Origin of the sequence: Kitasatospora atroaurantiaca (genome assembly GCF_007828955.1) — a bacterium.
GTDB classification, from domain to species: domain Bacteria; phylum Actinomycetota; class Actinomycetes; order Streptomycetales; family Streptomycetaceae; genus Kitasatospora; species Kitasatospora atroaurantiaca.
The window spans coordinates 1,730,420-1,755,995 of the sequence record NZ_VIVR01000001.1 but is presented as its reverse complement, the minus strand read 5'-3'; the positions used below and the strand labels follow the sequence as shown (position 1 = coordinate 1,755,995).

Below are 25,576 nucleotides of genomic sequence, written 5' to 3'. Positions count from 1 at the left end.
TCGATAGGGTGGCGGCGTGGCTGAGCTGAACATCGTGGATCGGGTGGTCGTCGTAGGCGCCGGGATGGCGGGCGCGCAGTGCGCGCTCACGCTGCGGCAGGGGGGCTGGCAGGGGCGGATCACCCTGGTCGGCGAGGAGCCGCACCTGCCGTACGACCGGCCGCCGCTCTCCAAGGACGTGCTGCTCGGCAAGAGCGACACCACCGCCTTCGACATCGACTGGCACCATCTCGGCATCGAGCTGCTGCCCGGCCGCCGTGCCACCGGCCTGGAGCCCGGCGTGCTGCACACCGACGCCGGTGAACTCCCGTACGGCGGACTGGTGATCGCCACCGGTGCCGAGGCCGTCGCCCTGCCCGGGGCCGCCGGTGCCCAGGTGCTGCGGACGGTCGACGACGCGCTCGCCCTGCGTGCCCGCCTGGTGCCCAGCGCCCGGGTCGCGCTGGTCGGGGCCGGCTGGATCGGCGCCGAGACGGCGACCGTGGCCCGGCAGCTGGGCTGCGAGGTGACGGTGATCGAGGCCGGTCCGACCCCGCTGCCGGGTGCCCTGCCCGCGGAACTGGGCGCGCTGATGACCGACTGGTACGCGGCCGCCGGGGTCGAGCTTCGCTGCGGTGTCGGGGTGGCGGCCGTGGAGCCGGGAGCGGTGCTGCTCGCCGACGGTGCCCGGGTGCCCGCCGACGAGGTGGTGGTCGGTATCGGGGCCCGCCCGGCCACCGGCTGGCTGGCCGGCAGCGCGGTCGAGCTCGATGCGGCCGGCGCGATCCTGGTCGACGAGCACCTGCGCACCAGCGCCCCGGACGTCTGGGCGGCCGGCGACTGCGTCTCGTACCCCTCGGCCCGCTCCGGCACCCGGCTGACCGTCCAGCACTGGGACCACGCGCTGCAGTCCGGCCGGGCGGCGGCGGCCGCCGTCCTGGGCGCCGGGGAGCCGTACGACCCGGTGCCGTACTTCTGGTCGGAGCAGTTCGGCCGCATGGTCCAGTACGCCGGACGGCACGCCGGGGCCGAGGAGCTGATCCGGCGCGGCTCGGCGGCCGACGCGTCCTGGACGGTGCTCTGGCTGCGCGAGGGCCGCCTGGTCGGCCTGCTCACGGTCGACCGCCCGCGTGACCTCAACCAGGGCCGTCGCCTGATCGAACGCGGCGCGGTGCTGGACCGGGCGTTGGCCGCCGACCCGTCGGTGCAGTTGAAGGCCACTGTCGCGTAGAGGCGCCGCGAGGTGGCAGTCTGGTGCCGTGAGCGAGATCGAGTCCAAGATTGAAGCCCTTGTCCCGGCATGGCTGTACCTGCCCGACATCTCCGAGCAGTGGGGAGTACCCGTCACCGAAGTCCGCGACATGGTGCGGTCGGGGAAGCTGATCGCCGTCCGGCGCGGCCCCAACAAGTCCCTGCAGGTCCCGGCCGCCTTCATCGACGGCCCCGGCCTGGTGAAGCACCTCTCCGGCACGCTGACCCTGTTGCGGGACTGCAAGTTCACCGACGAGGAGATCCTGGAGTGGCTCTTCACCGAGCAGCCGTCGCTGCCCGGCACTCCGATCCAGGCGCTGGTCGAGAACCGCGGCACCGAGGTGAAGCGCCGGGCCCAGGCGGAGCTGATCTGATGGCGGACGCCCGCGCGCAGCTGGCCGACGCCCGGCTCTACCTGTGCACCGACGCCCGCCGCGAGCAGGGCGACCTGCCCGAGTTCCTGGACGCCGTGCTGGCAGGCGGCGTGGACATCGTCCAGCTCCGCGACAAGGGGCTGGAGGCCAAGCAGGAGCTCGAGTACCTGGAGGTCTTCGCCGACGCCGCCCGCCGGCACGGCAAGCTCTTCTCGGTCAACGACCGTGCGGATGTCGCGCACGCCGCGCGGCCGCAGGTGCTGCACCTCGGGCAGGACGACCTGCCGGTGCCGGCCGCGCGGGCGATCCTCGGCGAGGAGATGATCTTCGGGCGCTCCTGCCACGCCGAGTCCGAGGTGGACGCGGCGATCGCCGAGCCGGGCGTGGACTACTTCTGCACCGGCCCGGTCTGGCCCACCCCGACCAAGCCCGGCCGTTACGCGCCGGGGCTCGGCCTGGTCTCGTACGCGGCCAAGGCGGTGACCGACCGGCCGTGGTTCGCGATCGGCGGCATCGACCTGGGCAACCTGGACGAGGTGCTCGCCGCCGGGGCCCGGCGGGTGGTCGTGGTGCGGGCGATCACTGGTGCGGAGGACCCGGGCGCGGCGGCTGCGGAGCTGGCTCGCCGACTCAGGTCCGCGTAGGGGTACCCCCAGGGGCGCGGGGAACTGCGCGAATCGGAAGGCCCCGGTCTGCCAGGCGCCTTCGGCAAGAAGTTGCACCGCCCTCGGATCTGCAGAGCGGGTGCGTCTTGCTCATCGAGGGACGGTGCGGCTTCGGGGCCTTCCGATTTCGCGCAGTTCCCCGCGCCCCTGGGGATGCCCGCTCTCGTACGGCGCACGTCCGGGGGATGCCCGCTCTCGTACGGCGCACGTCCGGGGGATGCCCGCTCAGTACTTGCGGATGGTGGCGGCTTCGGCGAGGGCGAGGAGGGTTGAGCGGGCGGGGCCGTCGGCGAGGGGGGCTGCGTCGAGGGCTGCCAGGGACTGGCGCATCAGTTCCTCGATGCGCTGCTCGACCACCTCGGCCGCCCCGCTGCGCTCCACCAGGGCACGCAGGGCCGGAATCTCCTCCGCCGTCAGGTCGGGTGCGCCCAGCCGCTCGTCGAGGTGCCGCGCGTCGGCCGGCGACAGCCCCCGCATCGCGTGCGCGACCAGCAGGGTCCGCTTGCCCTCGCGCAGGTCGTCCCCGGCGGGCTTTCCGGTGACGGCAGGGTCGCCGAAGACGCCCAGCAGGTCGTCGCGGAGCTGGAAGGCCTCGCCGAGCGGCAGGCCGAAGGCCGAGTACGCCTCCACCAGCTCGGGCCCGGCCCCGGCCAGCAGTCCGCCGACCTGCAGCGGGCGCTCGATCGTGTACTTCGCCGACTTGTAGTGCAGGACGGTCTGCGCGCGGTCCAGCGCGCCCCCGTCCGCGGAGTCGCCGGCGACCGGTTCCAGGACGTCCAGGTACTGGCCGACCATCACCTCGGTCCGCATCAGGTCGAAGGCCGGCTTGGCCGCCAGCACCCGCGCGGAGGGGAGGCCGGAGCGCAGGAACAGCTCGTCGCACCAGATCAGCAGCAGGTCTCCGAGGAGGACGGCCGCCGAGGCGCCGTACTGCTCGCGGTCGCCGCGCCAGCCGCTGTCGCGGTGCAGCGCCTCGAAGCGGCGGTGCACGGAGGGCAGGCCGCGCCGGGTGTCGCTGCGGTCCATCAGGTCGTCGTGCACCAGAGCGCTGGCCTGCAGCAGCTCGAGCGCGGCGGCGGCGTGTGCGATGCCCGTACTGTCGGCGGCCCCGCCCGCGCCGCGCCAGCCCCAGTAGCAGAAGGCGGGGCGCAGCCGCTTGCCGCCGTCCAGCAGGAACTCCCGCAGCGCGTCGGAGGCGGGCACCAGCTGGGGGGAGATCTTGGCGAGCAGCGTGGACTGCCCGTCCATGAACTCCGCGAGGGCCGCGTTGACGCGTTCGCGGACGGCCTCCGTATCGATCGGGCTGGCCGGCCGGCTGGTGGACGAGGACACGAGTAGGACTCCGGATCACTGGGGTGACAATCAGCCTAACGGGGGCCGAGGCCGTCGTCCGCACGACGCCTGTCACCCGAACGTGGGACGACGTCTCAGCAGATGGACCACGATTGTCAAGGCCTTCGCCAGGCCCGCTAACCTGCCAGCATGGCACTCGGCATCCCCTCCACCAGAACCGACCGCGCACAGACCGTGCGCGATTTGCTGGCGGCGGGTGACCGGTCGTTCTCCTTCGAGTTCATGCCCCCGCGCACCGAGGCGGGCGAGTCCAAACTGTGGGACGCGATCCGCCGGGTCGAGGCCCTGGATCCCAACTTCGTCTGCATGACCTACGGCGCGGGCGGCTCCTCGCGCGGCCGTACGGTCAACCTGGTCGGCCGGATCGCCACCGAGACCACGCTGACCCCGGTCGCCCACCTCACGGCCGTCGACCACTCGATCGCCGAGCTGCGCAACATCATCGGCCAGTACGCGGACGAGGGCGTGCGCAACGTCCTCGCCGTGCGCGGCGACCCGCCCGGCGACCCGATGGGCGAGTGGGTCCGCCACCCCGAGGGCGTCACCTACGCGTACGAGCTGGTCGAGCTCATCAAGGGCATCGGGGACTTCTGCGTCGGCGTGGCCGCCTTCCCGCAGATGCACCCGCGCTCGGACAACTGGGACGACGACATCCGGCACTTCGTGGCCAAGTGCCGGGCGGGCGCGGACTATGCGATCACCCAGATGTTCTTCGAGGTCGAGGACTACCTGCGGCTGCGCGACCGGGTCGCCGAGGCCGGCTGCGAGACGCCGATCATCCCGGAGATCATGCCGGTCACCAACGCCAGGCAGCTGGAGCGCTTCCCGCAGCTCAGCGGCTCGCCCTTCCCGGTCGAGCTGGAGCGCAGCCTGCGCGCGGTGGCGGACGACCCGGAGGCACTGCGGGCGGTGGGCCTCGAGCACGCCACCGCGATGTCCGAGCGCCTCCTCGCGGAGGGCGCCCCCGGGCTGCACTTCATCACCCTCAACCACTCCACGGCCACCCTGGAGATCTACCAGAACCTCGGCCTGCACCAGCGCTGAGCCCGTCCGGGAATGTGGGTTCGGGAGCGCCGAGCCTGTACAGTCGCCCGCACACGCGCGGGTACGTGACTGGAGGCATCAGGATGGGCATCGGGTACCTGCTGCTGTATGTCGCGTTGGCGGTGGTGGCGCTCTGGCTGATGGCCGAGCTCCTGCTGCAGAACCGGGCCCCGCTGCACTGGCGGGCCGTCGCGCTGGCCGGATTCCTCTGCGTCGTCGCGGGGATGCGGCTCAGCTCGGTGGTGGTGATCGGCGCGGGCGCGGCCGCCTTCGCCGTCGGCCAGGTCTTCGTCACCCTCTCCGTCAAGCGCGGTTACATCGCCGGCTGGTCGCTGCGACGCCAGGACGGCAGCCTGCCGGGCCCGCTCTCCCGCATCCCGCTGCTGAGCGCCGCCACCGGTGGTGCCGTGGTGGCCGCCGCCGTGGTCGAGCCCGTCGGCGAGGTGGGCCCGGTCGAGCCCGAGGCGCCGGTCGCGGCGTACGAGATGCAGGAGCTCACCCCGGACGAGGGCGTCTACGCCGAGGAGCCCGCGCCGTACTACCAGCAGCAGCCCGAGCAGCCGTACTACCAGCCCGGCTACGACCCCGCGGCCGTCCAGTACGCCGACCAGCAGTGGCAGCAGCAGCCCGCCTTCACGTACGACCAGTCCTACGGCACCCAGCCCCAGTACCTGGACCCCTACGGCCAACCCCAGTACCAGGACCCCTACGGCCAGCCGGTGCAGCAGGGCTGGGAGTACCAGCAACAGCCCAGCACCCCCGAGCAGCAGCCCGCCTACGGCTACCAGCCCCAGCCCTGGGACTACCAGCAGCAGGGCTGAGCAGCCCACCAGGACCGAATACCGCGCGCGGTCTCAGGCCGGGCCGATCACGCCCGCCGTGATGGAGGCGGACATGCCCGCGCGGGCGAGCCCGCCGCCGGGGTGGGCGGTCGCGCCGATCAGGTGGAGACCGGGGAGCGTCGACCGGTTGGGCGGGTTGAGGTAACGGCCCGCGGTGCCCGCGAGGGACGGGGGAGTCTCCGGCGCGGTCGGCGGCAGGATCTCGCGCCACAGGACCCGCTCCCGCAGGTCCAGCCCGGCTGCCGCGAGGTGGTCCAGGAGATGGTCGGCGTAGGCGTCGAGGCCTGGGCCGGCCTTGACAGGCACGGTGACGGTGAGTGAGACGGCCTCGTGCGCGGCGTCCGGGACGAGGAGCGGGTCGTCCGGGCGGTGGACCTGCACGGTGGGGTGCCGGGCCAGGCCGGGGTGGTCGAAGAGCGCGTCCAACTCCTGCGCGTTGTCCCGGGCGTGCACCACCGTGCGGTACGGCGTCCCGGCGGGGCGTGCGCCGCTCAGCGCGAGCAGGACGGTCAGCCGGCCGACCTCGGGCGTTCCGCCGGCCGGGACCTGGACGGGAGCGATCCGCTGCTCGGCCAGCCGATGGGCGTCCATCGCCGAGAGCACCAGGTCGGCCTCGAACCGGCGGTCCCCGGCCGCCACCCCGCAGGCCCGCCCGTCCTCGACCAGGACCTCCGTGACCGGGGTGTCGAAGTGGAACTCCACCCCGCGCTGCTCGCACCGCCCGAAGACCGCGTCGGCCAGCGCCCGCAGGCCGCCCCGGACGTACCAGACGCCGAAGGACTGCTCCATGTACGGCAGCACGGTGGCCCCGGCGGGCGCCTCGCGCGGGTCCAGCCCGGCGCGCAGCGCGTACTCGTACAGCAGGGCCGTGAGCCCCGGGTGGCCGCCGAGTTCGCGGTCGGCCACGTCGGCGAGGGTGGCGGTACGGCGGGTCAGCCGGGCCAGGCCCCGGCGGGGCGGCGCGGGGTACGGGTCGGTGTGCAGCGGCCTCGGGTCGGCCGGGAGGGGCTCCTCGAGGAGTGGGCGCCGGGTGGCCTCCCAGACCGCGCGGGCCCGGTTCATCACCTCGCCCCAGCGCTCGCCCGAGCCCAGGCCGAAGGCCGTGTCCAGGGCCTGCCCGACGCCGCCGCGGGAGGCGTTGGGCAGCAGCAGATCGGTGCCGTCGGGGAAGAGGTGCCGGCTCTCCGGATCGACCGGGGAGAGCCCGACCAGCGCCTCCAACGGTTCCTTGCCCGTCTTCAGGGCGAGGTCGCGGTAGACGGCGGGCAGCGTCAGCAGGCTCGGCCCGGTGTCGAAGGAGAAGCCGTCGCGCTCGTAGCGGCCGACCATCCCGCCGTACGTCCCGCTCGCCTCACAGACCGTCACCCGATGCCCGAGGGTGGCCAACCGCGAGGCGGCCGCCAGCCCGCTCATTCCTGCGCCGATGATGACGATCCGTGCCATGGCACATGATCCTATGCGGGACTCAGGGACTCACTCGGTACGTGGCCGGCTGCGGCTGTCGTGCGGCCGCCCGGGCGGCCTTGCGCTCCCGGCGGCGCTGCACGAAGCGGCGGATCCGGGAGACCGCGAACCACACCAGCACCGCGCCGATCGCCAGCAGCGTCGCGGCCAGCGAGGCGGCGATCCACGGGTGGAAGATGGCCAGCGTGACCAGACCGGCCACCGACAGGTCCTCGGCCATGCTCAGCACGATGTTGCTGGCGGGCTCCGGCGAGGTGTTGACGGCCATCCGCAGCGAGGCCTTGATGCCGTGGCTGACCAGCGCCGTCGTCCCGCCCACCGCCCCGGCCGCGACCTCGCCCAGCGAACCGGGGTCGTGGCTCGCCAGCAGCGCACCCACGGTCGCACCCGCGATCGGGCGGATCACCGTGTGGATGACGTCCCAGACCGAGTCCACGTACGGGATCTTGTCGGCGACCGCCTCACAGAGGAACAGCACCGTCGCGGCGATCAGCACGTCCGTGCGCTCCAGGACCGGCGGCACCGATTCGGCCCCGCCGAACCGCCCGAACAGACCGAGCAGCAGCACCACGGCGTAGGCGTTGATCCCGCTCGCCCAGCCGCTGGTGAAGATCAACGGGACGATGCCCACGTTCGTGCTCCCCTCCGAGTCGCCGTCCGAACGTCGAACGGCCGGGCCACACCGTACCGGGACGGCGGCCCGGCATGTCAGGACGCCGAGGCGGGCCCTACGGTTCCACCCGGGGGGTGTCCGGGCGCAGTTGAGTACGGATACTCAGTTCCCGAGTTGAGTACCTCAACGGATGGCCTCCCACCTGCGGGAACGGCAGGATGGAGGTCATCGGGAGGACGGGCCGTCAGGCGCCGTCCCCGGCAGCGGTCTGTGGGCCGCGCACTGCAGCCGGTCACGGCCACGCACCGCCGACACGGGGCGGCGGAGCGGGGACGAGGGGGACGGCTACGGGGGAATACCGGGAGCGCGGGGCCGCCGCCTCGCGCACCGGTGGACGTTCAGGGCGGTTCCGCACAGCACGCCGACGGGGGATCGGGCCTGGCGGGACCGCCCTCGCCATGTCCGCAGCCCCCTGGATTGTCAGTGGTGCCGTCCACGATGGAGGAGCACGGGTCGTCCGGCCCGCGCGACCCGCTTCGGACCGGGGGAGCTCATGACCATCAGTCACCCTGAGACCGTCACCCGCCGCCCAGCCGCTCCGCAGGTTCCTGCGCAGCCCAGCCCGTCGCCGCAGCTTCCGTCCCCCCACACCCGGGGTGACGATGTCCACCAGGTGCTGCGCCGGGCCGCCGCCCCGCCGGCCGCACTCGATCTGCTCCGGCACGCCGGCGCCACCCTGACCCAGGCCCGCCGCTGCGGCGATCCGCTCCAGCGGTACGCCACCGCCCACCTCGCCGCGCTGCGCACCACGGCCGCCGTACTGGCGGTGCGCGGGCGTCCGGAGAAGCGCCCGCGCCGGCGGCAGGCCATCCGCAGCGCCTGGGACCTCCTGCCGGAGGTGGCCCCCGAGCTGTCCGAGTGGGCCGTCTACTTCGCCGCGGGCGCCCGCCGCCGGGCCGCCGCCGAGGCGGGCATCCGCAGCGCGGCCACCGCGCGCGACGCGGACGACCTGATCCGCAACACCGCCCTGTACCTGCGCATCGTCCAGCGCCTGCTCGGCCTCCACCCCGACGCCCCGGCCGAGCCGTTACCGCTGGACGGCCAGTAGCTGCGGCAAAGGGCCTAAGGTGGAGCCGTTCAGTGAAACCTCTGTGCCGAGGAGCTCCTGCCTTGTACCCGACGCGTCCCCGCAGCGCCCTGCGTACCGCCGTGGTGTGGGAGGTGGTGCGAGCGGCCCTGGAGCAGCGGGCCGCGGAGTTGGACCAGCCGGTGCTGGACGTGCTCGACACGGGCGGCGGCACCGGTAACTTCGCCGTGCCCGTGGCCCGGCTCGGTCACCGCGTGACGGTGGTCGACCCGAGCCCGGACGCGCTCTTCGCGCTGGAGCGCCGCGCCGCCGAGGCGGGTGTCACCGACCTGGTCCGCGCCGTCCAGGGCGACACCCAGACCCTGCCCGAGGTGATCACCCCGGCGACCGTGGACGCGGTGCTCTGCCACGGCGTCCTTGAGGTGGTGGACGACCCGGCCGAGGCGCTCGGCAACCTCACCGGGACGCTGCGCAAGGGCGGCCTGGTCAGCCTGCTCGCCGCCAACCGCAACGGCGCGGTGCTGGCCCGTGCCCTGGCCGGCCACTTCAACGAGGCCCGCGCCGTCCTGGACGCCCCGGACGGCCGCTGGGGCGCGCACGACCCGATGCCGCGCCGGTTCAGCGTCGAGGAGCTCGGCGACCTGGCCCGCGCGGCCGGTCTGCGGGTCGACGCGGTGCACGGTGTACGGGTCTTCGCGGACCTCGTCCCCGGCGTGCTGGTGGACACCGAGCCGGGCGCGATGGAGGCCCTGCTCAAGCTGGAGCAGGCCGCCGCCGAGCAGCCCGCCTTCCACGCCGTCGCCACCCAGTTGCACCTGCTGGCCGCGCTCGTCTGACCGGGTCGTCGGGCCGTGGATCGGGCTCCCGCCCGACGCTGCCCCGCAGGTCCCGGAGATTCCGGTGATCCGGGCACTTGTACGCGTCCTGCAACGTTGGGTTCCCTGTGGGAGCAGAGCGTGGAAGTGGCCCGAGCCACGTGCGCTCGACCACCCCGAACCACGGCGCCGGACCGTATGATCTGGGTAAAGCCGGAAAGCATGACAGCCAGACGCATGGGGCATATGGACCACACAAGGCCGAGCCAGGGGTGGCGGACCGGTCGCCCCGCGACCGACGAGTAGGAGGACTCCGTGCCGCTCTCGGAGCACGAGCAGCGACTGCTCGAGCAGATGGAGCGAGCGCTGTACGCCGAAGATCCCAAGTTCGCGTCAGCGCTCGAGGGAACCGGGCTGCGCACCTACACCCGTCGGAGGGTCTACCAGGCCGCCGCGGGGTTCGTGGTGGGCATTGCTCTCCTGATGGGGGGCATGGTCGCTCAGCTCATCTGGGTGAGCGTCGTCGGGTTCCTGGTGATGCTGGGCTGCGCGGTCCTCGCCGTTACCGGCTGGAGGCGCGGTCCGGTCGGGCACGGAGCGGGTGCCAAGGCGACCCCGGCTCCGAGCCGAAAGGCCGGTGTGATGGACCGGATGGAGCAACGCTGGCAGCGCCGTCGGGATGAACACGACGGCCTGTAGCCGCACTGGAACGAAGTCTGAGGGCGGGCAGTCGAGTCGACTGCCCGCCCTCAGGCTGTCCTGCTACCCACGCCTCCCGAGCCTGCGGAACATCGTTCCGACCCGCTCGGTGACTCGCGTCCGGCGGGCCCGGAAGCCGTCCTGGACGGCCGCCACCCGGTCCGCGATCCGCCACCGCAGCCGTATCGACGAGGCCGGCAGCAGCACCGCACGCGCCCGGCCGCGCCGCCCCGCCCAGGCCTTCAGACCGTCCGTCGCGGTCCGTACGTCGGGCCCCAGCGGCAGCTGCGGCTGAACCTCCCGCGCGTACAGCACCTGCTCGGTGGCCAGTGCCAGCCGCCCGGCGGCGGCCGAGGCGGTGGCGTCCAGCTGCCCGGTCTCGGCGATCCGCCGGGCCGTACCGCGCGGCGTCCGGGCGTCGTCCGGCGGGATGCCCAGGTCCCAGGCGCTGTCGATCAGCTCCTCCCAGGCGGCCAGCACCTGCCGGTCGGTGAGCTCGGCCGGCGGGGCGCCGGGCAGGTGCCTGCCCACGCCCAGTCGGCGACGGCGCAGGCGCGCCCGCCAGAGCATCGGGGTGGCCAGCAGGCCCAGCACCACCAGGCCTCCCGCCAAGGAGGTCAGGCCCTGCCAGGAGAGCCACCACGGGCGCTGGTGCACCGTCCGCACGGCGACCGGGGAGTCGTCCGGGCAGTTGTCGAGGCGCCGCTGCTGGGCGGCGCAGCTGCTGCTGGAGCTCGGTGCGGCGGAGGCGTTCTCGCTCGGTGCCGTCGTGGGCTGCTCGGCGCTCGCACTCGGGGAGGGCGCGGCCTGCTCGACCGTGTACCCGGGCGTGGAGCCCAGGTTCGGGGTCGGCTCGAAGCGCAGCCAGCCGGCGCCGGGGAAGTAGAGCTCGGGCCAGGCGTGGTAGTCCTGGCTGCGCACGACGAACTTGCGGTCGCTCTGCTCCTTGCCGGGGGCGAAGCCGATGGCGACGCGGGCCGGGATGTTCAGCGAGCGCGCCATCGCCGCCATGGTGGCGGCGAAGTGCACGCAGAAGCCGGTCTTGTCCTGCAGGAACTTCACGATCGCGTCGTTGCCGGTCCCCGCGTCGACCTTGAGGCTGTAGTGGAAGTCGCCGTCGGCGAACCAGTTCTGCAGCGCCACCGCCTGGTCGTACGGGTTCGACTTGCCCGCCGTGACGCGCCGGGCGGTCTCGGCGACCACCGGCGGCAGGTTCTGCGGCAGCTGCAGGTACCGCTGGGTGATGTCGGGCGGCGGGCTGCCGGCCCTGCGCAGCTGGTCCGGGCTCGGCTCCACGTCCAGGCTGGTCACGCGGTAGCCCAGGCCCTTGGTGCGCTGGCCGTTCTCGCCGATCAGGGCGCGGGTGTTGGGCTCGTAGCGCCAGTTGCCGGGCACCGAGACCGCGTCGGCGGGGTAGGGCATCGGCAGCCACTCGGTGCTCAGGTTGTCGGAGATCCTGATGTCGGTGCTGACGGGGGTGGTGGAGACGCCGGAGGCGAGCCCCTGCGGGTCGGGCAGCGGGTCGGGGACGTTCTGCAGGCGCTGCTCGGAGATCTTCCACTGGACACCGTCGAAGCTGTCCAGGGCGGCGATCCGCAGGTACATCTCGCGGGCGCCGCTGGAGTCCGTGGCGTAGCGGAGCATCTCGACGTTGTCCGGCCGGCGGAGGCTGTCCGTCAGTGCCACCACCGGGTTGAGCGAGGTGAGGCCGCCGGTGCCCTTGCCGATGCCGCCGTGGCCGGCGCCGCCGCCGACCAGACCGAGGTCGCCGTGCGGGATGAAGGCCGGCAGGATCAGCGCGCACACCAGGGCGAGCAGGCCGACCCGGTGGCCGCTGTGCGAGAGGGTGCCGGACGCGCGCTGGGATGTGCCGTGGAAGACCCGCCCCCAGCGGGAGAGCCGGTCCTGGCCCTCGGCGAAGAGCAGCAGCAGGTAGCCGGCGGCGCCGAACAGGAACCAGAGCCAGGCCCCGCCCCCGCCCGACAGCCCGGTGCCGACCGAGTAGAGCGCCAGCAGCGGCAGCCCGGCCGCCGCCGCCCGGCGGAAGGTCACCGCGAGGGTGTCCACCACCACCGCGACCAGGGTGACCGAGCCGACCAGGATCAGCCGCAGCCCGTCGGTCGCGGGAGCCGGGATGGCGTACTGCTGGACGTCGGTGCCCCCGTCGGACAGCAGCGAGCCGACCGCGTCGAGGGCCCGCAGGCCCGGCAGCACCCCGTAGGACATCGAGGACTGCACGAAGACCAGCAGCAGCACATAGAGGACGATCACCAGCTGGAGCGGCACCACGGCTCTGCGGGGCAGCGCCAGACGGCGCAGGCCCGCGCCGGCGGCGGCGGTCACGGCGGTCAGGAAGAAGGCCTGCGCGACCCAGCCGGCCGGGCTCACCAGCGGGGTCAGACAGAGCGTCACCAACGCCGTCGCCAGCGCCGAGAAGAGCGTCAACTTGGCCCGGGTGGTCACTCGCCGACCTCGTTTCGATAGGGGGCGGCCTTCGCCGATCGGTCGGCCAGGCGCCAGAGCGCGGGCACCGAGTCGCCGGCCTTGGCGGACAGGACGGTCCAGCCGGCCTCGCGCAGCGCGCGCACCTGCCGCACGGCCTCGTCGTCCTCGGTGCCGGGGAGCAGATGGCGCAGCCCGGCCCAGGTGCCGGTGTCCAGCAGGAACGCGACGGCTCCGCCGGTCCGGCGGCGCAGCCGCCCGAGCCGGGCCACCTGCTCGTCGTCCAGCGAGCCGAGGACGGCCACCAGCAGGCCCTCGCCGCCGAGGCGCAGCACCTCCTCGGCGCGGCCGAAGCCGCCGCCGTCGGAGTTCTCCACCACGGCGAGCGCGTCCAGCAGCAGCCCTGCGGCCTCGGCCACCGTGCCGACACCGCCCGCGCCCGGGCCCGGCACGGAGAGGCCGGTGTCGGTGAGCAGCCTGGTCCGGTAGCCGCGCTCCATCAGGTGCACGCCCACCGAGGCCGCGCAGCTGACGGCCCATTCGAAGGAGGACGCGGGGCCGCTGCCCCGGTGCCCGATCTCGCGGGTGTCCAGCAGGACGGTGGCGCGGGCCTGGAGCGGCTGCTCCTCCCGGCGGACCATCAGCTCGCCGTAGCGCGCGGTGGATTTCCAGTGCACCCGGCGCAGGTCGTCGCCGTGCCGGTACTCGCGCGGGATCACGTCGTCGTCGCCGGCCAGCGCCAGCGTCCGGGTGTTGCTCTCGCCGTGCCCGGCCCACTCGCCCGCCAGCCGTACGGTCGGCAGCGACTGGACCTGCGGCACCACGGTCAGCACGTCCGAGGCGGAGAAGGACCTGGTCAGCTCGCACATCCCGAAGGGGTCGGCGACCCGCAGCTGGAGCGGCCCGAGCGGGTAGCGCCCGCGCAGGTCGGAGCGGACCCGGTAGGAGACCTCGCGGAAGCCGCGCGGCTCGACCCGGTCCAGGACGAAGCGCGGGCGCGGCCCGAGCACGTACGGGACCTTGTCCTCCAGCAGCAGCAGGCCGGTGGGGACCCGGGAGACGTTGTCCAGCCGCAGGTGGACCCGGGCCTCCTGGCCGGCCGCGGCGCGGTGCGGGGTGAGCCTGCGCCCGCCGGCCACCCGGTAGCGGGTGCGCAGCAGCAGGACGGCGGCGGCCAGCGGCAGCGCGGCCAGCAGCACCCCGACCTGCAGCAGCGCGTCCTGCCCGAAGACGTACGCGCAGAGCGAGGCGGTGACCCCGGCGGCCAGGAAGGACCGGCCGCGGGTGGTCAGGCCGCGCAGGCCGGTGCGCAGGCCTGACACCTTGTCGGCCTGCGTCACCTCAGCCCCGCCCCTGCGGACGGGGGATCGGCAGCCGGGCCACCAGGTCCAGCACGATCTGCTCGGCGGTGCGCCGGCTCAGCTGGGTCTCGGCGGTGGGCAGCAGGCGGTGCGCCAGGACGGGGACGGCGAGCGCCTGGATGTCGTCCGGCAGCACGTAGTCCCGGCCGTCCAGGGCGGCGGTCGCGCGGGCGGCGCGGATCAGGTGCAGGGTGGCCCGGGGGGAGGCGCCGAGGCGCAGCTCGGGGTGGTTGCGGGTGGCCGCGACCAGTTCCACCGCGTAGCGGCGGATCGCGTCGGCGACGTGCACCGCGCGGACCACCTCGATCAGCTTGAGGATGTCGTGGGCGTGCGCGACCGGCTGGAGGTCCTCCAGCGGGCTCGCGCCGCCGTGCACGTCGAGCATGGCGAGCTCGGCCTCGGCGCTCGGGTAGCCGATCGAGATCCGGGCCATGAAACGGTCGCGCTGGGCCTCGGGGAGCGGGTAGGTGCCCTCCATCTCCACCGGGTTCTGGGTGGCCACCACCATGAAGGGGGAGGGGAGTTCGTAGCTGGTGCCGTCGATGGTCACCTGCCGCTCCTCCATGGACTCCAGGAGGGCCGACTGGGTCTTCGGCGAGGCGCGGTTGATCTCGTCGCCGACCACGATCTGCGCGAAGATCGCGCCCGGGCGGAACTCGAAGTCACGGCGGTTCTGGTCGAAGACGTTGGTGCCGGTCACGTCGGACGGCAGCAGGTCGGGGGTGAACTGGATACGGCGGACATTGCAGTCCAGCGACTTGGCGAGCGCCTTGGCCAGCATGGTCTTGCCGACGCCCGGGACGTCCTCCAGCAGCAGGTGGCCCTCGGCCAGCAGCACCGTCAGCGCGATCCGGACGGCCTCCGGCTTGCCCTCGATGACGCTCTCGACCGAGGCGCGGACGCGCTCGACCACCGCGCTCAGCTCGTGCAGGCCGGCCGGGCGTGATGCCGCCCCCGTGCCGACTGCGGCGGTCTGTCCGTTGAAGGTCGTCACCCGTTAGCTCCCATGCCCCGATTCGCGCCGGACCTGTTCCCGGGCCGGCCCCACCCGATTACGCGGCCCGCTGCCGTACGGTTCCACCGGAGCGGTACGGGGCAGGCCTGCAGGCGCATTCTTCCCTGTCGGGCGGCCAGAAGTCACTCTCACCCGCTGAGGTACCGGGCCGACCACAGGGGCGCGGGGAACTGCGCGAGATCGGAAGGCAACGGCCTGTGCCCTTCCGCTGCGCGCAGTTCCCCGCGCCCCTGGGATGCCCGATCCAGCCGCTCAGTGGATCTCGCGGAGCAGACCCGTGTGGACGTCGAAGACGAAGCCGCGGACGTCGTCGGTGTGCAGGAGGAACGGCGAGGTGCGGACCCGCTGCATGGACTGGCGGACGTCGCCGTCCAGGTCGACGAAGGACTCCACCGCCCACTGGGGGCGCTGGCCGACCTCCAGCTCCAGCTCGCGGCGGAAGTCCTCGGTGAGGCCGAGCAGGCCGCAGCCGGTGTGGTGGATCAGCGCGATCGAACGGGTGCCGAGAGCGCGCTGGCTGATGGTGAGCGAGCGGATGGTGTCGTCGGTGACCACCCCGCCGGCGTTGCGGATGACGTGAGCGTCGCCGAGTTCGAGGCCGAGCGCGGCGAACAGGTCGAGCCGGGCGTCCATACAGGCCACCACGGTGACCTTCTGGACGGGGCGGGCGTCCATCCCGCCGTCGCGGAAGTCGACCGCGTACGCGCGGTTGGACTCGATGAAGCGGTCGATGATGCTCGGGGCGGGATCGGCAGCGGCGGTCGGCGTGGGCCGGTCGGGGGTCACTGTCATACCGATGACGCTAATAGGATTTCGGCCCCCGTGGTGGGTGTGGAGCGGTCTGATTCTCCCGGTGTGATGGAGCACATAGCGGAGCTCGAGTGGTGTTCGAGGCGGCTCGCCCGTTCTGCCCGGTTTTGCCCGGCGCGCGCGGAGGCCGGTGCGCGTTGCGTCCGACCGGGGGACACCGACCGGGCCGGCGGCCCGGACCTGCGAAGACGGATACCTCCGCCCGGGTGGTGCGCCGTCGCGGACGATTGACTGGGGAGTGCGGCGCGATAGAGTTGCGGCGCAGTGGAGCACACTCGTCACGCATCGTCAACTGTGCTTTCGCGGCTGGTTGATGCAGTCCGTACGCAGCCCGCGGCCTCCACCCGCTCCGTGCCTCCTGGCGCACCTTCCCCGGTGCCGGGCGGCCTCTCCTTCCCCAGGCGAGCGGGCGGGGACCACGGGCGGCGTACGGAATCGCTCGTTCAGTGGTCCAAAATGGTCGACATGAGCACCGACAGCGGTACAGCGAGCAGTCCGGCACCCAAGCACGTCCCGGTGATGCTCCAGCGCTGCGTCGACGCGCTGGCCCCGGCGATCTCCGCCCCCGGCGCCGTGGTGGTGGACGCCACGCTGGGCCTCGGCGGCCACAGCGAGGCGCTGCTCACCCAGTTCCCCGAGGTCCGGCTGGTCGCGGTCGACCGTGACCCGGCCGCCCTCAAGCTCTCCGCCGAGCGCCTTGCGCCGTTCGGGGACCGCGCGACCCTGGTGCACGCCGTCTACGACGAGATCCCCGAGGTCCTCGCCGACCTGGGCATCCCGAAGGTCCAGGGCATCCTCTTCGACCTGGGCGTCTCCTCGATGCAGCTGGACGAGGCCGAGCGCGGCTTCGCCTACGCCCAGGACGCGCCGCTCGACATGCGGATGGACCAGACCCGCGGCCTGAGCGCCGCCGAGGTGCTCAACACCTACAGCCACGGCGACCTCGCGCGCATTCTCAAGGTCTACGGCGAGGAGCGGTTCGCCGGGAAGATCGCCTCGGTGATCGTCCGTGAGCGTGCGAAGGAACCGTTCAGCAACAGCGCGCGTCTGGTCGAGTTGGTACGCAACGCCATTCCGGCCGCCACCCGGCGCACCGGCGGAAACCCGGCCAAGCGGACCTTCCAGGCGCTGCGGATCGAGGTCAACGGCGAGCTGGAGGTCCTCGACCGGGCCATCCCGGGCGCGCTGGACTCGCTCGCGGTGGGCGGCCGGATCGTGGTGATGTCGTACCAGTCGCTGGAGGACCGCCTGGTCAAGCAGTACTTCGCGGCAGGTGCCACCAACACCGCCCCGCCCGGTCTGCCGGTCATCCCCGAGGAGCACCAGCCCTGGCTGAAGCTGCTCACCCGAGGCGCCGAACTGGCCACCGAGGGGGAGATCGAGGAGAACCGGCGTGCCGCGCCCGTGCGACTGCGCGTGGCGGAGAGGATCAGGGACCGAAGCACCCGGGGCTGACCTGGCCCGACGGGGGACGAAGGGCCTCCTCGCGAGCGCCCGGAGGCGAGCGAGGAACGAGGGGAGAGCGCAGTGCCGGTGGCCGGCGGTGGCCCAGGGGTTCGAGCACGGCGGGAGAGCAGCGCGCTCCCCGGTCAGGGCGCCAGAGCGCGGATCACCGTACGGCCCGGCGCCCGGTCGGCCCGGGGGCGCACGCCCTTCGCGGTACTGGTCGTGGTGCTGCTCTCGGGCGGTCTGCTCGGCCTGCTGATGCTCAACACCGCGCTGAACGAGGGCTCCTTCGAGCTCTCCCGGCTGCAGAAGCAGACCACCGAGCTGACGGACCAGCAGCAGACGCTGCAGCAGCAGATCGACCAGGGTTCGGCCCCCGACGCGCTGGAGCGGCGAGCCCGCGAGCTGGGCATGGTGCCCGGTGGCGACCCGGCCTTCCTGCAGGACGACGGGAAGGTCCAGGGCAAGCCGGGCCAGGCCCAGGACACCCCGCCGGTGAAGCGTTCCGGCAACGACCTGTGGCAGCAGGCCCGGCCCAGCGCCCAGCCCGGCGCCCAGGACAGCGCCCAGCCCAGTGCTCAGCCCGGCGCCTCGGCGGCCCCGAGCGGCGATCCCGGCGTACAGATCAACCCGGCGCCGCCGGCCACCCCGTCAGCTCCGGCCGGAGGTACGCCGCGATGAGTACGCCCCGTCAGCCCTCGCGGGGCTCCGGCGACCGCAAGCCTCCCCGCCCGAACCCCGCTCGCAAGCCCGGCGAGCGCCCGCGCCCGCCGCACCAGCGCGGCGCAGATCCCCGCCGCAGCGCCGACCAGCGCCGCGCGCCCGCCGCCCGCAGGCCCCGGCCGCCGGCCCCCCGCCCGCAGCCCCGCCTGATCAAGCTGGGCGATCCGCGCCGCCGTCTGCGGGTGGTCACCGTCTCGCTGGCCCTGGTCTTCTCGGTGTTCGCAGGCCGGCTCGTCCAGCTCCAGCTGCTCGACTCCGACGCGCTGGCGGCGCAGGCGGGCGCCAACAAGTACGTCGAGGTGAAGCTCTCCGCCGAACGCGGCTCGATAACGTCCTCCGACGGCGTCGCCCTCGCGACCACGGTCGACGCGTACGACATCAACGGGGACCCTTCGCTCTACACCCCCGAGACAGCGCAGATCCCGGACGCCCCCGAGCAGGCGGCGGCGCTGCTGGCCCCCATCCTGGGCCGCTCCAAGGAGCAGCTGGCCGCCGCCCTGCACACCCCGAAGACCAAGTGGGTGCCGCTCGCGCCCCGGCAGAGCCCGGAGACCAAGCGGCAGATCACCGATCTCAGGGCGACCCTGGCCAGGCAGACCGACACCAAGGCCTGCCGCGCCCAGAAGCTCCTGGTCGGCAAGCCCGCCGAGCAGGGGGGCCGCCAGTACGTGGACGCCGCCTGCGTGAACCCGCTGGCCGGGGTCATCTCCCAGGAGAGCACCCGGCGGATCTACCCCGCGGACGGGCTGGCCGCCAACCTCGTCGGCTTCGTCAACGCGGACGGCACCGGCACGGGCGGCCTCGAGCTGCAGTTCCAGAAGGAGCTGGCCGGCAAGGACGGCAGGAGCACCTACGCCTCGGCCGGGGGCCGGATGGTGCCCACCGCCGGCGGCAGCCAGCAGTCGCCCGTACCGGGTTCCGACCTGCGGCTGACCATCAACCGGGACATCCAGTGGGCGGCCCAGCGGGCCATCACCGACCAGGTGGCCAACGCCGGGGCGGAGAAGGGCTACGTCATCGTCCAGGACGTGCGGAACGGCCAGATCCTGGCCATGGCCACCTCGCCCGGCTTCAACCCCAACGACCTCTCCGCCGCCAAGTCCGAGCAGCTCGGCAACGCCGCCGTGCAGGACGCGTACGAGCCGGGCTCCACCGCCAAGCTGATGACCATGGCCGCCGTACTGGACACCGGCGCCGCCGCCTGGGACACCCACGTCACCGTGCCCAACACGCTGCAGCGCTCGGACCGGGTGTTCCACGACGACATCGACCACGAGACCTGGTACCTGACCCTGGCAGGGGTGCTCGCCAAGTCCTCCAACATCGGGACCATCGAGGCGGCCGAGCACCTCGGCAAGACCCAGCCCGAGGCCAACCAGGTGCTCGCCGACTACCTGCACCGGTTCGGTATCGGCCAGTCCACCGGCCTCGGCTTCCCGGGCGAGACCAAGGGCATCCTGGCCAAGCCCGAGGACTGGAAGGGCTCGCAGCAGTACACGATCCCCTTCGGCCAGGGCCTGTCCGTGAACGCGCTGCAGGCCACCTCGGTGTTCTCCACCATCGCCAACGGCGGTGTCCGGGTCGCCCCGAGCCTGCTGATGGGGACCACCGGGCCCGACGGCCGGTACACCCCGGCCCCGGCCGGGGTGCAGACCCGGGTGGTCGGCCCGCAGACCGCCAAGACCCTCACCGAGATGCTCGAGTCGGTGGTCACCGACGAGCAGGGCACCGGCGGCAAGGCGCAGATTCCGGGCTACCGGGTGGCCGGCAAGACCGGCACCGCCAACCGGGTGGACCCCAAGACCGGCAAGTACTCCGGCTACACCGCCTCCTTCATCGGCTTCGCCCCGGCCGACCAGCCCAGGGTCACGGTCTCCTGCGTCATCCAGGACCCGGTCAACGGCCACTTCGGCGGCCAGCTCTGCGGGCCGGTGTTCAAGCAGGTGATGGAGTTCACCCTGAAGACCCTGCAGGTCGCGCCCAGCGGAAGTGAGGCGCCCAACCTGCCTGTCGACTGGAAGCCCTGATGAGCGACGCCCCCAACCGTGATGTGAACGAGATCACGATGCAGCCTTCTCGGTTTGGCCCTGGGGGCCCCTCGGCCGATAGCCTTCCCGCCGTGCCGAAACCCGATCAAATCTCCGCGAGCCCGCCCCGCCCGACCAAGCCGGCGCTGACGCCGCTCGCCGAGGTCGCCCGTCTGCTGGGCCTGTCGCCCGCAGAAGGCGGGCAGGTCACAGGCATCACCCATGACTCCCGGGCGGTCCGCCCGGGCGACGTGTACGTGGCCTTCCCCGGTGCCAACTTCCACGGTGCGCGCTTCGCCGCCCAGGCGGTCGCCGCCGGTGCCGTCGCGGTGCTCACCGACGCGGCCGGGGCCGAGCTGGCCGCCGACTGCGGTGCCCCGCTGCTGGTCGTCGACAGCCCCCGGGCCCGCATGGGCGAGCTGGCCGCCGCGATCTACGGCCGACCCAGCGAGCAGCTGCTGACCATCGGGCTCACCGGTACCAACGGCAAGACCACCACCTCGTACCTGGTCGAGGGCGGCCTGCGCGGCGCCGACCTGGTGCCCGGGGTGATCGGCACCGTCGAGATGCGGGTCGGTGACGACCGGATCAAGAGCGAGCGCACCACCCCCGAGTCCACCGACCTGCACGCCATCCTCGCGGTGATGCGCGAGCGCGGTGCGGACGCGGTGGTCATGGAGGTCTCCAGCCACGCGCTCTCCTACGGCCGGGTCGACGGGGTGGTGTACGACGTCGCGCTGTTCAACAACCTGACGCCGGAGCACCTCGACTTCCACCCGGACATGGAGGACTACTACCGGGCCAAGGCCCGCCTCTTCCAGCCCGAGAAGGCCCGCCGCGGCGTGGCCAACCTGGACGACGCGTACGGCCGCCGACTGGCCGGCGAGGCGCCCATCCCGGTCACCACCTTCTCCGCCAAGGGCGACCCCGAGGCCGACTGGCGGGCGCTGGACGTCCAGCTCGGCCCGATCGGCTCGACCTTCCGGGTCGTCGGCCCGGACGGCATCTCGGCCGACGCCTCGGTGCCGCTGCCCGGCCCGTTCAACGTCTCCAACGCGCTCGGCGCGATCACCGCCCTGGTCACCGCAGGCGTCCCGCTGGAGGCCGCCGTCGCAGGCGTGGCCTCGGTCGCCGGCGTCCCCGGGCGCCTGGAGCGGGTCGACGCCGGGCAGCCGTACGTCGCCGTGGTCGACTACGCGCACAAGCCGGACGCTCTGCAGGCCGTCCTGGAGTCGCTGCGCGAGGTCACCAAGGGCCGGCTGCACGTCGTGGTCGGCTGCGGCGGCGACCGCGACCCGCACAAGCGCGGCCCGATGGGCGCCATCGCGGCCCGCCTCGCCGACACCGCCGTACTGACCAGTGACAACCCGCGCTCCGAGGACCCGCTGGCGATCCTCGCCACCATGCTCACCGGCGCGGCCGGCGTGCCGGAGGCCGAGCGCGGCGACGTTCTGGTCGTGCCCGACCGGGCCGAGGCGATCGCCGACGCGGTCGCCCGCGCACACGCCGGGGACACGATCCTGGTGGCGGGCAAGGGCCACGAGCTGGGCCAGTACGTACGGGACGAGATCCGCCCCTTCGACGACCGCCAGGTGCTGCGCGAGGCCATCGCGCACAGCCTGGTCGCTCAGGGGAGCCGAGGAGTGGAGCAGCAGTGATCGCACTGACCCTTGCCGAGGTCGCCGCGGCCGTCGGCGGCACCCTGGACGGTGCCGACCCCGAGGCCCTGGTGACCGGCCCGGTGGAGCACGACTCCCGGAAGCCGGTCGCCGGCGGGCTGTTCGTCGCCGTCGTCGGCGAGCGGGTGGACGGCCACGACTTCGCGGCGCAGGCCGTCGAGAACGGCGCCGTCGCGGTGCTGGCGACCCGTCCGGTCGGAGTGCCCGCCGTCCTGGTCGACGACGTGGTCACGGCGCTCGGCCGGCTGGCCCGCGTGGTGGTCGAGCGGGCGGCCGACACCGCCGTCGTGGCGCTCACCGGCTCGGCCGGCAAGACCAGCACCAAGGACCTGATCGCCCAGGTGCTGCAGCGCCAGGGTGAGACCGTCTTCACGCACGGCTCGCTCAACAACGAGATCGGGCATCCGATGACGGCGCTGCGGGTCGAGCCGAGCACCCGGCACCTGGTGCTGGAGATGGGCGCGCGCCACAAGGGCGACATCGAGTACCTCACCGGGATCACCCCGCCGCGGATCGGCCTGGTGCTCAACATCGGTACCGCGCACCTCGGCGAGTTCGGCTCCAAGGAGGCCATCGCCGAGGCCAAGGGCGAGCTGGTCGAGGCGCTGACCGAGGACGGCATCGCGATCCTCAACGCCGACGACCCGCTGGTCCGCGCCATGGCGGAGCGCACCAAGGCCCGCATCGTGCTGTTCGGCGAGAGCCCGAAGGCAGACATCCGTGCGTCGGACGTTCGCCTGGACGACGCCGGACGGCCATCGTTCACGCTGATCACCCCGGCCGGTTCCGCACCGGTCCAGCTGCGCCTGTACGGTGAGCACCACGTTTCGAACGCCCTCGCCGCCGCTGCGGTGGCGGTGGCGCTCGGCATGTCCGTCGACGACACCGCCGCAGCCCTTGGCGAGGCGGGTGCGCTGTCCCGCTGGCGCATGGAGGTCGTCGATCGGGCCGACGGTGTCACCGTCGTCAACGACGCCTACAACGCGAACCCCGAGTCCATGAGGGCCGCGCTGCGAGCGCTCGTGTCGATGGGGGGCCGGGGCCCGGGGCGCCGCCGTACCTGGGCGGTGCTCGGCGAGATGCGGGAGCTCGGCGAGGACAGCCTCGGCGAGCACGACGCCATCGGGCGGCTCGCGGTCCGACTGGACGTCACCAAGCTGGTGGCGGTCGGCGGTCGCGACGCGGCCTGTATGGAACTCGGCGCGAGGAACGAAGGTTCGTGGGGTGAGGAGTCGGTGCTGGTGTCCGACGCGGACGCGGCGGTCGAGCTGCTGCGGGGTCAGCTGCGGCCAGGGGACGTGGTGCTGGTGAAGGCATCGCGTTCGGTGGGGCTGGAGAAGGTCGCCGAGGCGCTCCTCGCGGACGGGGCTGAGCAGTGAAGCAGATTCTCTTCTCGGGCATGATCGGTCTGATCCTGTCCCTGCTCGGTACGCCGGCGTTGATCCGGCTGCTGGCCAAGCACGGCTACGGCCAGATGATCCGCGACGACGGCCCCAAGGCCCACCACAGCAAGCGCGGTACGCCCACGATGGGCGGTATCGCCTTCATCCTGGCGACGCTGGTCGCCTACTTCGCCACCAAGGCGATAGTGGGCGAGAGGCCGACCGCCTCCGGGCTGCTGGTGCTCTTCCTGACCACCGGTCTGGGCCTGGTCGGCTTCCTGGACGACTACATCAAGGTCGTCAAGCAGCGTTCGCTCGGCCTGCGGGCCAAGGCGAAGCTGCTCGGCCAGTCCTTCGTGGGTCTGACCTTCGCCATCCTGTCGCTCCAGTTCAGTGACGACCGGGGCCTGACCCCGGCCTCCACCCACCTGTCCTTCGTGCAGGACTTCAGCTGGTCGATCGGCCCCGTGCTGTTCGTCATCTGGGCCTATTTCATGATCGCCGCGATGTCCAACGGCGTGAACCTCACCGACGGCCTGGACGGCCTGGCCACCGGCGCCTCGGTGATGGTCTTCGGCGCGTACGTCTTCATCGGCGTCTGGCAGTACGGCCAGACCTGCGCCCACATGATCACCGCCACCGCCAACTGCTACGACGTCCGCGACCCGCTGGACCTCGCGGTGGTCGCCTCGGCGCTGATGGGCTCCTGCTTCGGCTTCCTGTGGTGGAACACCTCGCCCGCCAAGATCTTCATGGGTGACACCGGCTCGCTCGCCCTCGGCGGCGCGCTCGCGGGTCTGGCGATCTGCTCCCGCACCGAGATGCTGCTGGCCCTGCTCGGCGGCCTCTTCGTGATCATCACCCTGTCGGTGATCATCCAGGTCGGCTCGTTCCGGATGACCGGCAAGCGCGTCTTCAAGATGGCACCCTTGCAGCACCACTTCGAGCTCAAGGGCTGGAGCGAGGTGCTGATCGTGGTCCGCTTCTGGATCATCCAGGGTCTCTGCGTCGCCGTCGGCCTCGGGCTCTTCTACACGGGTTGGGTGACCGGATGACCGATCTCCAGTGGCCCGGCCTGCCGGTCGTCGTCGCCGGCCTGGGCGTCTCGGGCATCAGCGCCGCGCGCGTGCTGCGTGACCTCGGCGCCGCCGTCACCGTCGTGGACGGCGGCGACGGCGAGGGCCTGCGCGCCAGGGCCGCGGAACTGGAGGGCATCACCGTCCGCCTCGGCGACGGGGACACCCTCCCCGAGGGCACCCGCCTGATCGTCACCTCGCCCGGCTGGCCGCCCAGCAGCCCGCTGTTCGCCGCCGCCGACGCGGCCGGCGTCCCCGTCTGGGGCGACGTCGAGCTCGCCTGGCACCTGCGCAAGCCCCTGGAGAGCACCGGCGAACCGGCCCCCTGGCTGGCCGTCACCGGCACCAACGGCAAGACCACCACCGTCCAGATGCTCGCCTCGATCCTGACCGCGGCGGGCCAGCGCACCGCCGCCGTCGGCAACGTCGGCGTCTCCGTACTGGACGCGGTGCTCGCCGAGGAGCCGTACGACGTGCTCGCCGTCGAGCTCTCCAGCTACCAGCTGCACTGGGCGCCCTCGCTGCGCCCGCACTCGGCCGCCGTGCTCAACCTGGCGCCCGACCACCTCGACTGGCACGGCTCGATGGAGGCGTACGCCGCCGACAAGGGCCGGATCTACCGGGGCAACCAGGTCGCCTGCGTGTACAACCTGGCCGACCCGGCCACCGAGGCGCTGGTCCGCGAGGCCGACGTCGAAGAGGGCTGCCGGGCGATCGGCTTCGGGCTCGGTACGCCGGGCCTCTCCCAGTTCGGCGTGGTCGAAGGGCTGCTGGTCGACCGGGCCTTCGTCCCCGACCGGCAGAAGAACGCCGCCGAGATCGGCGCCGTCGAGGACGTCAACCCGCCCGCCCCGCACAACATCGCCAACGCCCTCGCGGCGGCGGCGCTGGCGCGCGCGTACGGGGTCGACGTGAAGGCCGTCCGGGACGGCCTGCGGGCCTTCCGCCCGGACGCCCACCGGATCGCCCAGGTCGCCGTCGTCGACGAGGTCACCTGGATCGACGACTCCAAGGCCACCAACACCCATGCGGCGGCCGCCTCGCTGGCGGCCTATCAGCCGATCGTGTGGATCGCCGGCGGCCTGGCCAAGGGCGCGACCTTCGACGAGCTGGTCCAGGGCGCGGCGCAGCGCCTGCGGGCCGCCGTGCTGATCGGCGCGGACCGCGCGCTGATCCGCGAGGCGCTGGCGCGACACGCGCCGGATGTACCGGTGATCGAGGCGGCCGAGGGTGAGACTGGCGCGGTGGCGATGACCGAGGTGGTCCGTGCTGCCGCCGGACTCGCCCGACCGGGTGACACCGTCCTGCTGGCCCCGGCCTGTGCCTCGATGGACATGTTCACCAACTACGGCGAGCGCGGGGATCTCTTCGCGGCGGCCGTACGAGAACTGGGGCGTTGACCCCTAGGGGCGCGGGGAACTGCGCGCGG

The 25,576-nt window shown here is 73.0% G+C and carries 22 protein-coding genes; 15 read left to right on the top strand and 7 right to left on the bottom strand.

Going from position 1 to position 25,576, the window contains the following annotated elements; all coding sequences use genetic code 11:
* The first annotated feature begins 64 nt into the window (after window positions 1-64).
* The 3 genes from FB465_RS07865 to thiE are packed head-to-tail and all read left to right on the top strand — an operon-like array spanning window position 65 to window position 2,248.
* Window positions 65-1,210: an NAD(P)/FAD-dependent oxidoreductase gene (locus FB465_RS07865; RefSeq protein WP_246193159.1), complete on the top strand. Its 1,146-nt coding sequence runs from the start codon at window positions 65-67 to the stop codon at window positions 1,208-1,210.
* Window positions 1,211-1,238: 28 nt separating this feature from the next.
* Window positions 1,239-1,604, top strand: coding sequence for an Rv2175c family DNA-binding protein (locus FB465_RS07860; RefSeq protein ID WP_145788905.1), 366 nt, complete (start codon window positions 1,239-1,241; stop codon window positions 1,602-1,604).
* Window positions 1,604-2,248 carry a thiamine phosphate synthase gene (gene thiE / locus FB465_RS07855; RefSeq protein ID WP_145788903.1) on the top strand — a complete coding sequence of 215 codons (645 nt, stop codon included), beginning with the start codon at window positions 1,604-1,606 and terminating at the stop codon, window positions 2,246-2,248. The genes FB465_RS07860 and thiE overlap by 1 nt, the downstream gene beginning before the upstream one ends.
* A 246-nt stretch (window positions 2,249-2,494) precedes the next feature.
* Here the strand turns inward: thiE and FB465_RS07850 are convergent, their stop codons facing one another.
* On the bottom strand, window positions 2,495-3,601 hold the full coding sequence (locus FB465_RS07850) for a polyprenyl synthetase family protein (RefSeq protein WP_246192565.1): 1,107 nt from the start codon (window positions 3,599-3,601) through the stop codon (window positions 2,495-2,497).
* Window positions 3,602-3,751: 150 nt separating this feature from the next.
* On the opposite strand from FB465_RS07850, the gene metF reads away from it, so the two are divergent.
* Complete coding sequence (metF, locus tag FB465_RS07845; RefSeq protein WP_145788901.1) at window positions 3,752-4,666, top strand: methylenetetrahydrofolate reductase [NAD(P)H]; 915 nt, start codon at window positions 3,752-3,754, stop codon at window positions 4,664-4,666.
* Window positions 4,667-4,749: 83 nt separating this feature from the next.
* Window positions 4,750-5,487, top strand: coding sequence for a hypothetical protein (locus FB465_RS07840; protein WP_145788899.1), 738 nt, complete (start codon window positions 4,750-4,752; stop codon window positions 5,485-5,487).
* Window positions 5,488-5,520: 33 nt separating this feature from the next.
* On the opposite strand, the gene FB465_RS07835 is transcribed toward FB465_RS07840, so the two are convergent.
* Complete coding sequence (locus FB465_RS07835) at window positions 5,521-6,951, bottom strand: phytoene desaturase family protein (protein ID WP_145788897.1); 1,431 nt, start codon at window positions 6,949-6,951, stop codon at window positions 5,521-5,523.
* Between the two features lie 22 nt (window positions 6,952-6,973).
* Entirely contained in the window at window positions 6,974-7,603 is a 630-nt protein-coding gene (locus tag FB465_RS07830; RefSeq protein WP_145788896.1) for a DUF4126 domain-containing protein, read from the bottom strand.
* Between the two features lie 535 nt (window positions 7,604-8,138).
* On the opposite strand from FB465_RS07830, the gene FB465_RS07825 reads away from it, so the two are divergent.
* The 3 genes from FB465_RS07825 (at window position 8,139) to FB465_RS07815 (ending at window position 10,186) form a co-directional block, all read left to right on the top strand.
* Entirely contained in the window at window positions 8,139-8,693 is a 555-nt protein-coding gene (locus tag FB465_RS07825) for an SAV_6107 family HEPN domain-containing protein (RefSeq protein WP_145788894.1), read from the top strand.
* 62 nt (window positions 8,694-8,755) lie between these two features.
* Window positions 8,756-9,508: a methyltransferase domain-containing protein gene (locus tag FB465_RS07820; RefSeq protein WP_145788892.1), complete on the top strand. Its 753-nt coding sequence runs from the start codon at window positions 8,756-8,758 to the stop codon at window positions 9,506-9,508.
* A gap of 294 nt (window positions 9,509-9,802) precedes the next feature.
* Window positions 9,803-10,186 carry a DUF3040 domain-containing protein gene (locus tag FB465_RS07815; protein WP_145788890.1) on the top strand — a complete coding sequence of 128 codons (384 nt, stop codon included), beginning with the start codon at window positions 9,803-9,805 and terminating at the stop codon, window positions 10,184-10,186.
* 63 nt (window positions 10,187-10,249) lie between these two features.
* Here the strand turns inward: FB465_RS07815 and FB465_RS07810 are convergent, their stop codons facing one another.
* From FB465_RS07810 to FB465_RS07795, 4 genes are all read right to left on the bottom strand, one after another.
* Window positions 10,250-12,649: a transglutaminase TgpA family protein gene (locus tag FB465_RS07810; protein ID WP_145788889.1), complete on the bottom strand. Its 2,400-nt coding sequence runs from the start codon at window positions 12,647-12,649 to the stop codon at window positions 10,250-10,252.
* Window positions 12,646-13,968, bottom strand: coding sequence for a DUF58 domain-containing protein (locus FB465_RS07805; RefSeq protein ID WP_145788887.1), 1,323 nt, complete (start codon window positions 13,966-13,968; stop codon window positions 12,646-12,648). The genes FB465_RS07810 and FB465_RS07805 overlap by 4 nt, the downstream gene beginning before the upstream one ends.
* A gap of 1 nt (window position 13,969) precedes the next feature.
* Entirely contained in the window at window positions 13,970-14,920 is a 951-nt protein-coding gene (locus FB465_RS07800) for an AAA family ATPase (RefSeq protein WP_246193157.1), read from the bottom strand.
* Window positions 14,921-15,256: 336 nt separating this feature from the next.
* A complete protein-coding gene (locus FB465_RS07795) occupies window positions 15,257-15,796 on the bottom strand; it encodes a beta-class carbonic anhydrase (protein WP_145788870.1) in 540 nt (179 codons plus the stop codon).
* A gap of 483 nt (window positions 15,797-16,279) precedes the next feature.
* On the opposite strand from FB465_RS07795, the gene rsmH reads away from it, so the two are divergent.
* From rsmH to murD, 7 genes are all read left to right on the top strand, one after another.
* Window positions 16,280-17,269 (top strand): 16S rRNA (cytosine(1402)-N(4))-methyltransferase RsmH, encoded by a 990-nt coding sequence (rsmH, locus tag FB465_RS07790; RefSeq protein ID WP_145788867.1) that lies wholly within the window; start codon window positions 16,280-16,282, stop codon window positions 17,267-17,269.
* Window positions 17,270-17,341: 72 nt separating this feature from the next.
* Window positions 17,342-17,941, top strand: a complete 600-nt coding sequence (gene ftsL / locus FB465_RS07785; protein ID WP_425461148.1) for a cell division protein FtsL — start codon at window positions 17,342-17,344, stop codon at window positions 17,939-17,941.
* The gene (locus FB465_RS07780) at window positions 17,938-20,010 is read left to right on the top strand and encodes a peptidoglycan D,D-transpeptidase FtsI family protein (protein ID WP_145788865.1); all 2,073 of its coding nucleotides are present in this window, start codon (window positions 17,938-17,940) and stop codon (window positions 20,008-20,010) included. The genes ftsL and FB465_RS07780 overlap by 4 nt, the downstream gene beginning before the upstream one ends.
* On the top strand, window positions 19,998-21,668 hold the full coding sequence (locus FB465_RS07775) for a UDP-N-acetylmuramoyl-L-alanyl-D-glutamate--2,6-diaminopimelate ligase (protein ID WP_425461243.1): 1,671 nt from the start codon (window positions 19,998-20,000) through the stop codon (window positions 21,666-21,668). The genes FB465_RS07780 and FB465_RS07775 overlap by 13 nt, the downstream gene beginning before the upstream one ends.
* Complete coding sequence (locus tag FB465_RS07770) at window positions 21,665-23,068, top strand: UDP-N-acetylmuramoyl-tripeptide--D-alanyl-D-alanine ligase (protein WP_145788861.1); 1,404 nt, start codon at window positions 21,665-21,667, stop codon at window positions 23,066-23,068. The genes FB465_RS07775 and FB465_RS07770 overlap by 4 nt, the downstream gene beginning before the upstream one ends.
* Complete coding sequence (gene mraY, locus FB465_RS07765; protein WP_145788858.1) at window positions 23,065-24,126, top strand: phospho-N-acetylmuramoyl-pentapeptide-transferase; 1,062 nt, start codon at window positions 23,065-23,067, stop codon at window positions 24,124-24,126. Before FB465_RS07770 ends, mraY begins: the two co-directional genes overlap by 4 nt.
* Window positions 24,123-25,547 carry a UDP-N-acetylmuramoyl-L-alanine--D-glutamate ligase gene (gene murD / locus FB465_RS07760; protein WP_145788856.1) on the top strand — a complete coding sequence of 475 codons (1,425 nt, stop codon included), beginning with the start codon at window positions 24,123-24,125 and terminating at the stop codon, window positions 25,545-25,547. The genes mraY and murD overlap by 4 nt, the downstream gene beginning before the upstream one ends.
* The last annotated feature ends 29 nt before the right edge of the window (window positions 25,548-25,576 follow it).

Excerpts from the sequence above, each read along its gene's own strand:
- FB465_RS07865 (WP_246193159.1), top strand. The coding sequence starts at position 65 with ATGGCGGGCGCGCAGTGCGCGCTCACGCTGCGGCAGGGGGGCTGGCAG.
- thiE (WP_145788903.1), top strand. The coding sequence starts at position 1,604 with ATGGCGGACGCCCGCGCGCAGCTGGCCGACGCCCGGCTCTACCTGTGC.
- metF (WP_145788901.1), top strand. The coding sequence starts at position 3,752 with ATGGCACTCGGCATCCCCTCCACCAGAACCGACCGCGCACAGACCGTG.
- FB465_RS07840 (WP_145788899.1), top strand. The coding sequence starts at position 4,750 with ATGGGCATCGGGTACCTGCTGCTGTATGTCGCGTTGGCGGTGGTGGCG.
- FB465_RS07835 (WP_145788897.1), bottom strand. The coding sequence starts at position 6,951 with ATGGCACGGATCGTCATCATCGGCGCAGGAATGAGCGGGCTGGCGGCC.
- FB465_RS07825 (WP_145788894.1), top strand. The coding sequence starts at position 8,139 with ATGACCATCAGTCACCCTGAGACCGTCACCCGCCGCCCAGCCGCTCCG.
- FB465_RS07795 (WP_145788870.1), bottom strand. The coding sequence starts at position 15,796 with ATGACAGTGACCCCCGACCGGCCCACGCCGACCGCCGCTGCCGATCCC.
- rsmH (WP_145788867.1), top strand. The coding sequence starts at position 16,280 with ATGAGCACCGACAGCGGTACAGCGAGCAGTCCGGCACCCAAGCACGTC.
- FB465_RS07780 (WP_145788865.1), top strand. The coding sequence starts at position 17,938 with ATGAGTACGCCCCGTCAGCCCTCGCGGGGCTCCGGCGACCGCAAGCCT.
- murD (WP_145788856.1), top strand. The coding sequence starts at position 24,123 with ATGACCGATCTCCAGTGGCCCGGCCTGCCGGTCGTCGTCGCCGGCCTG.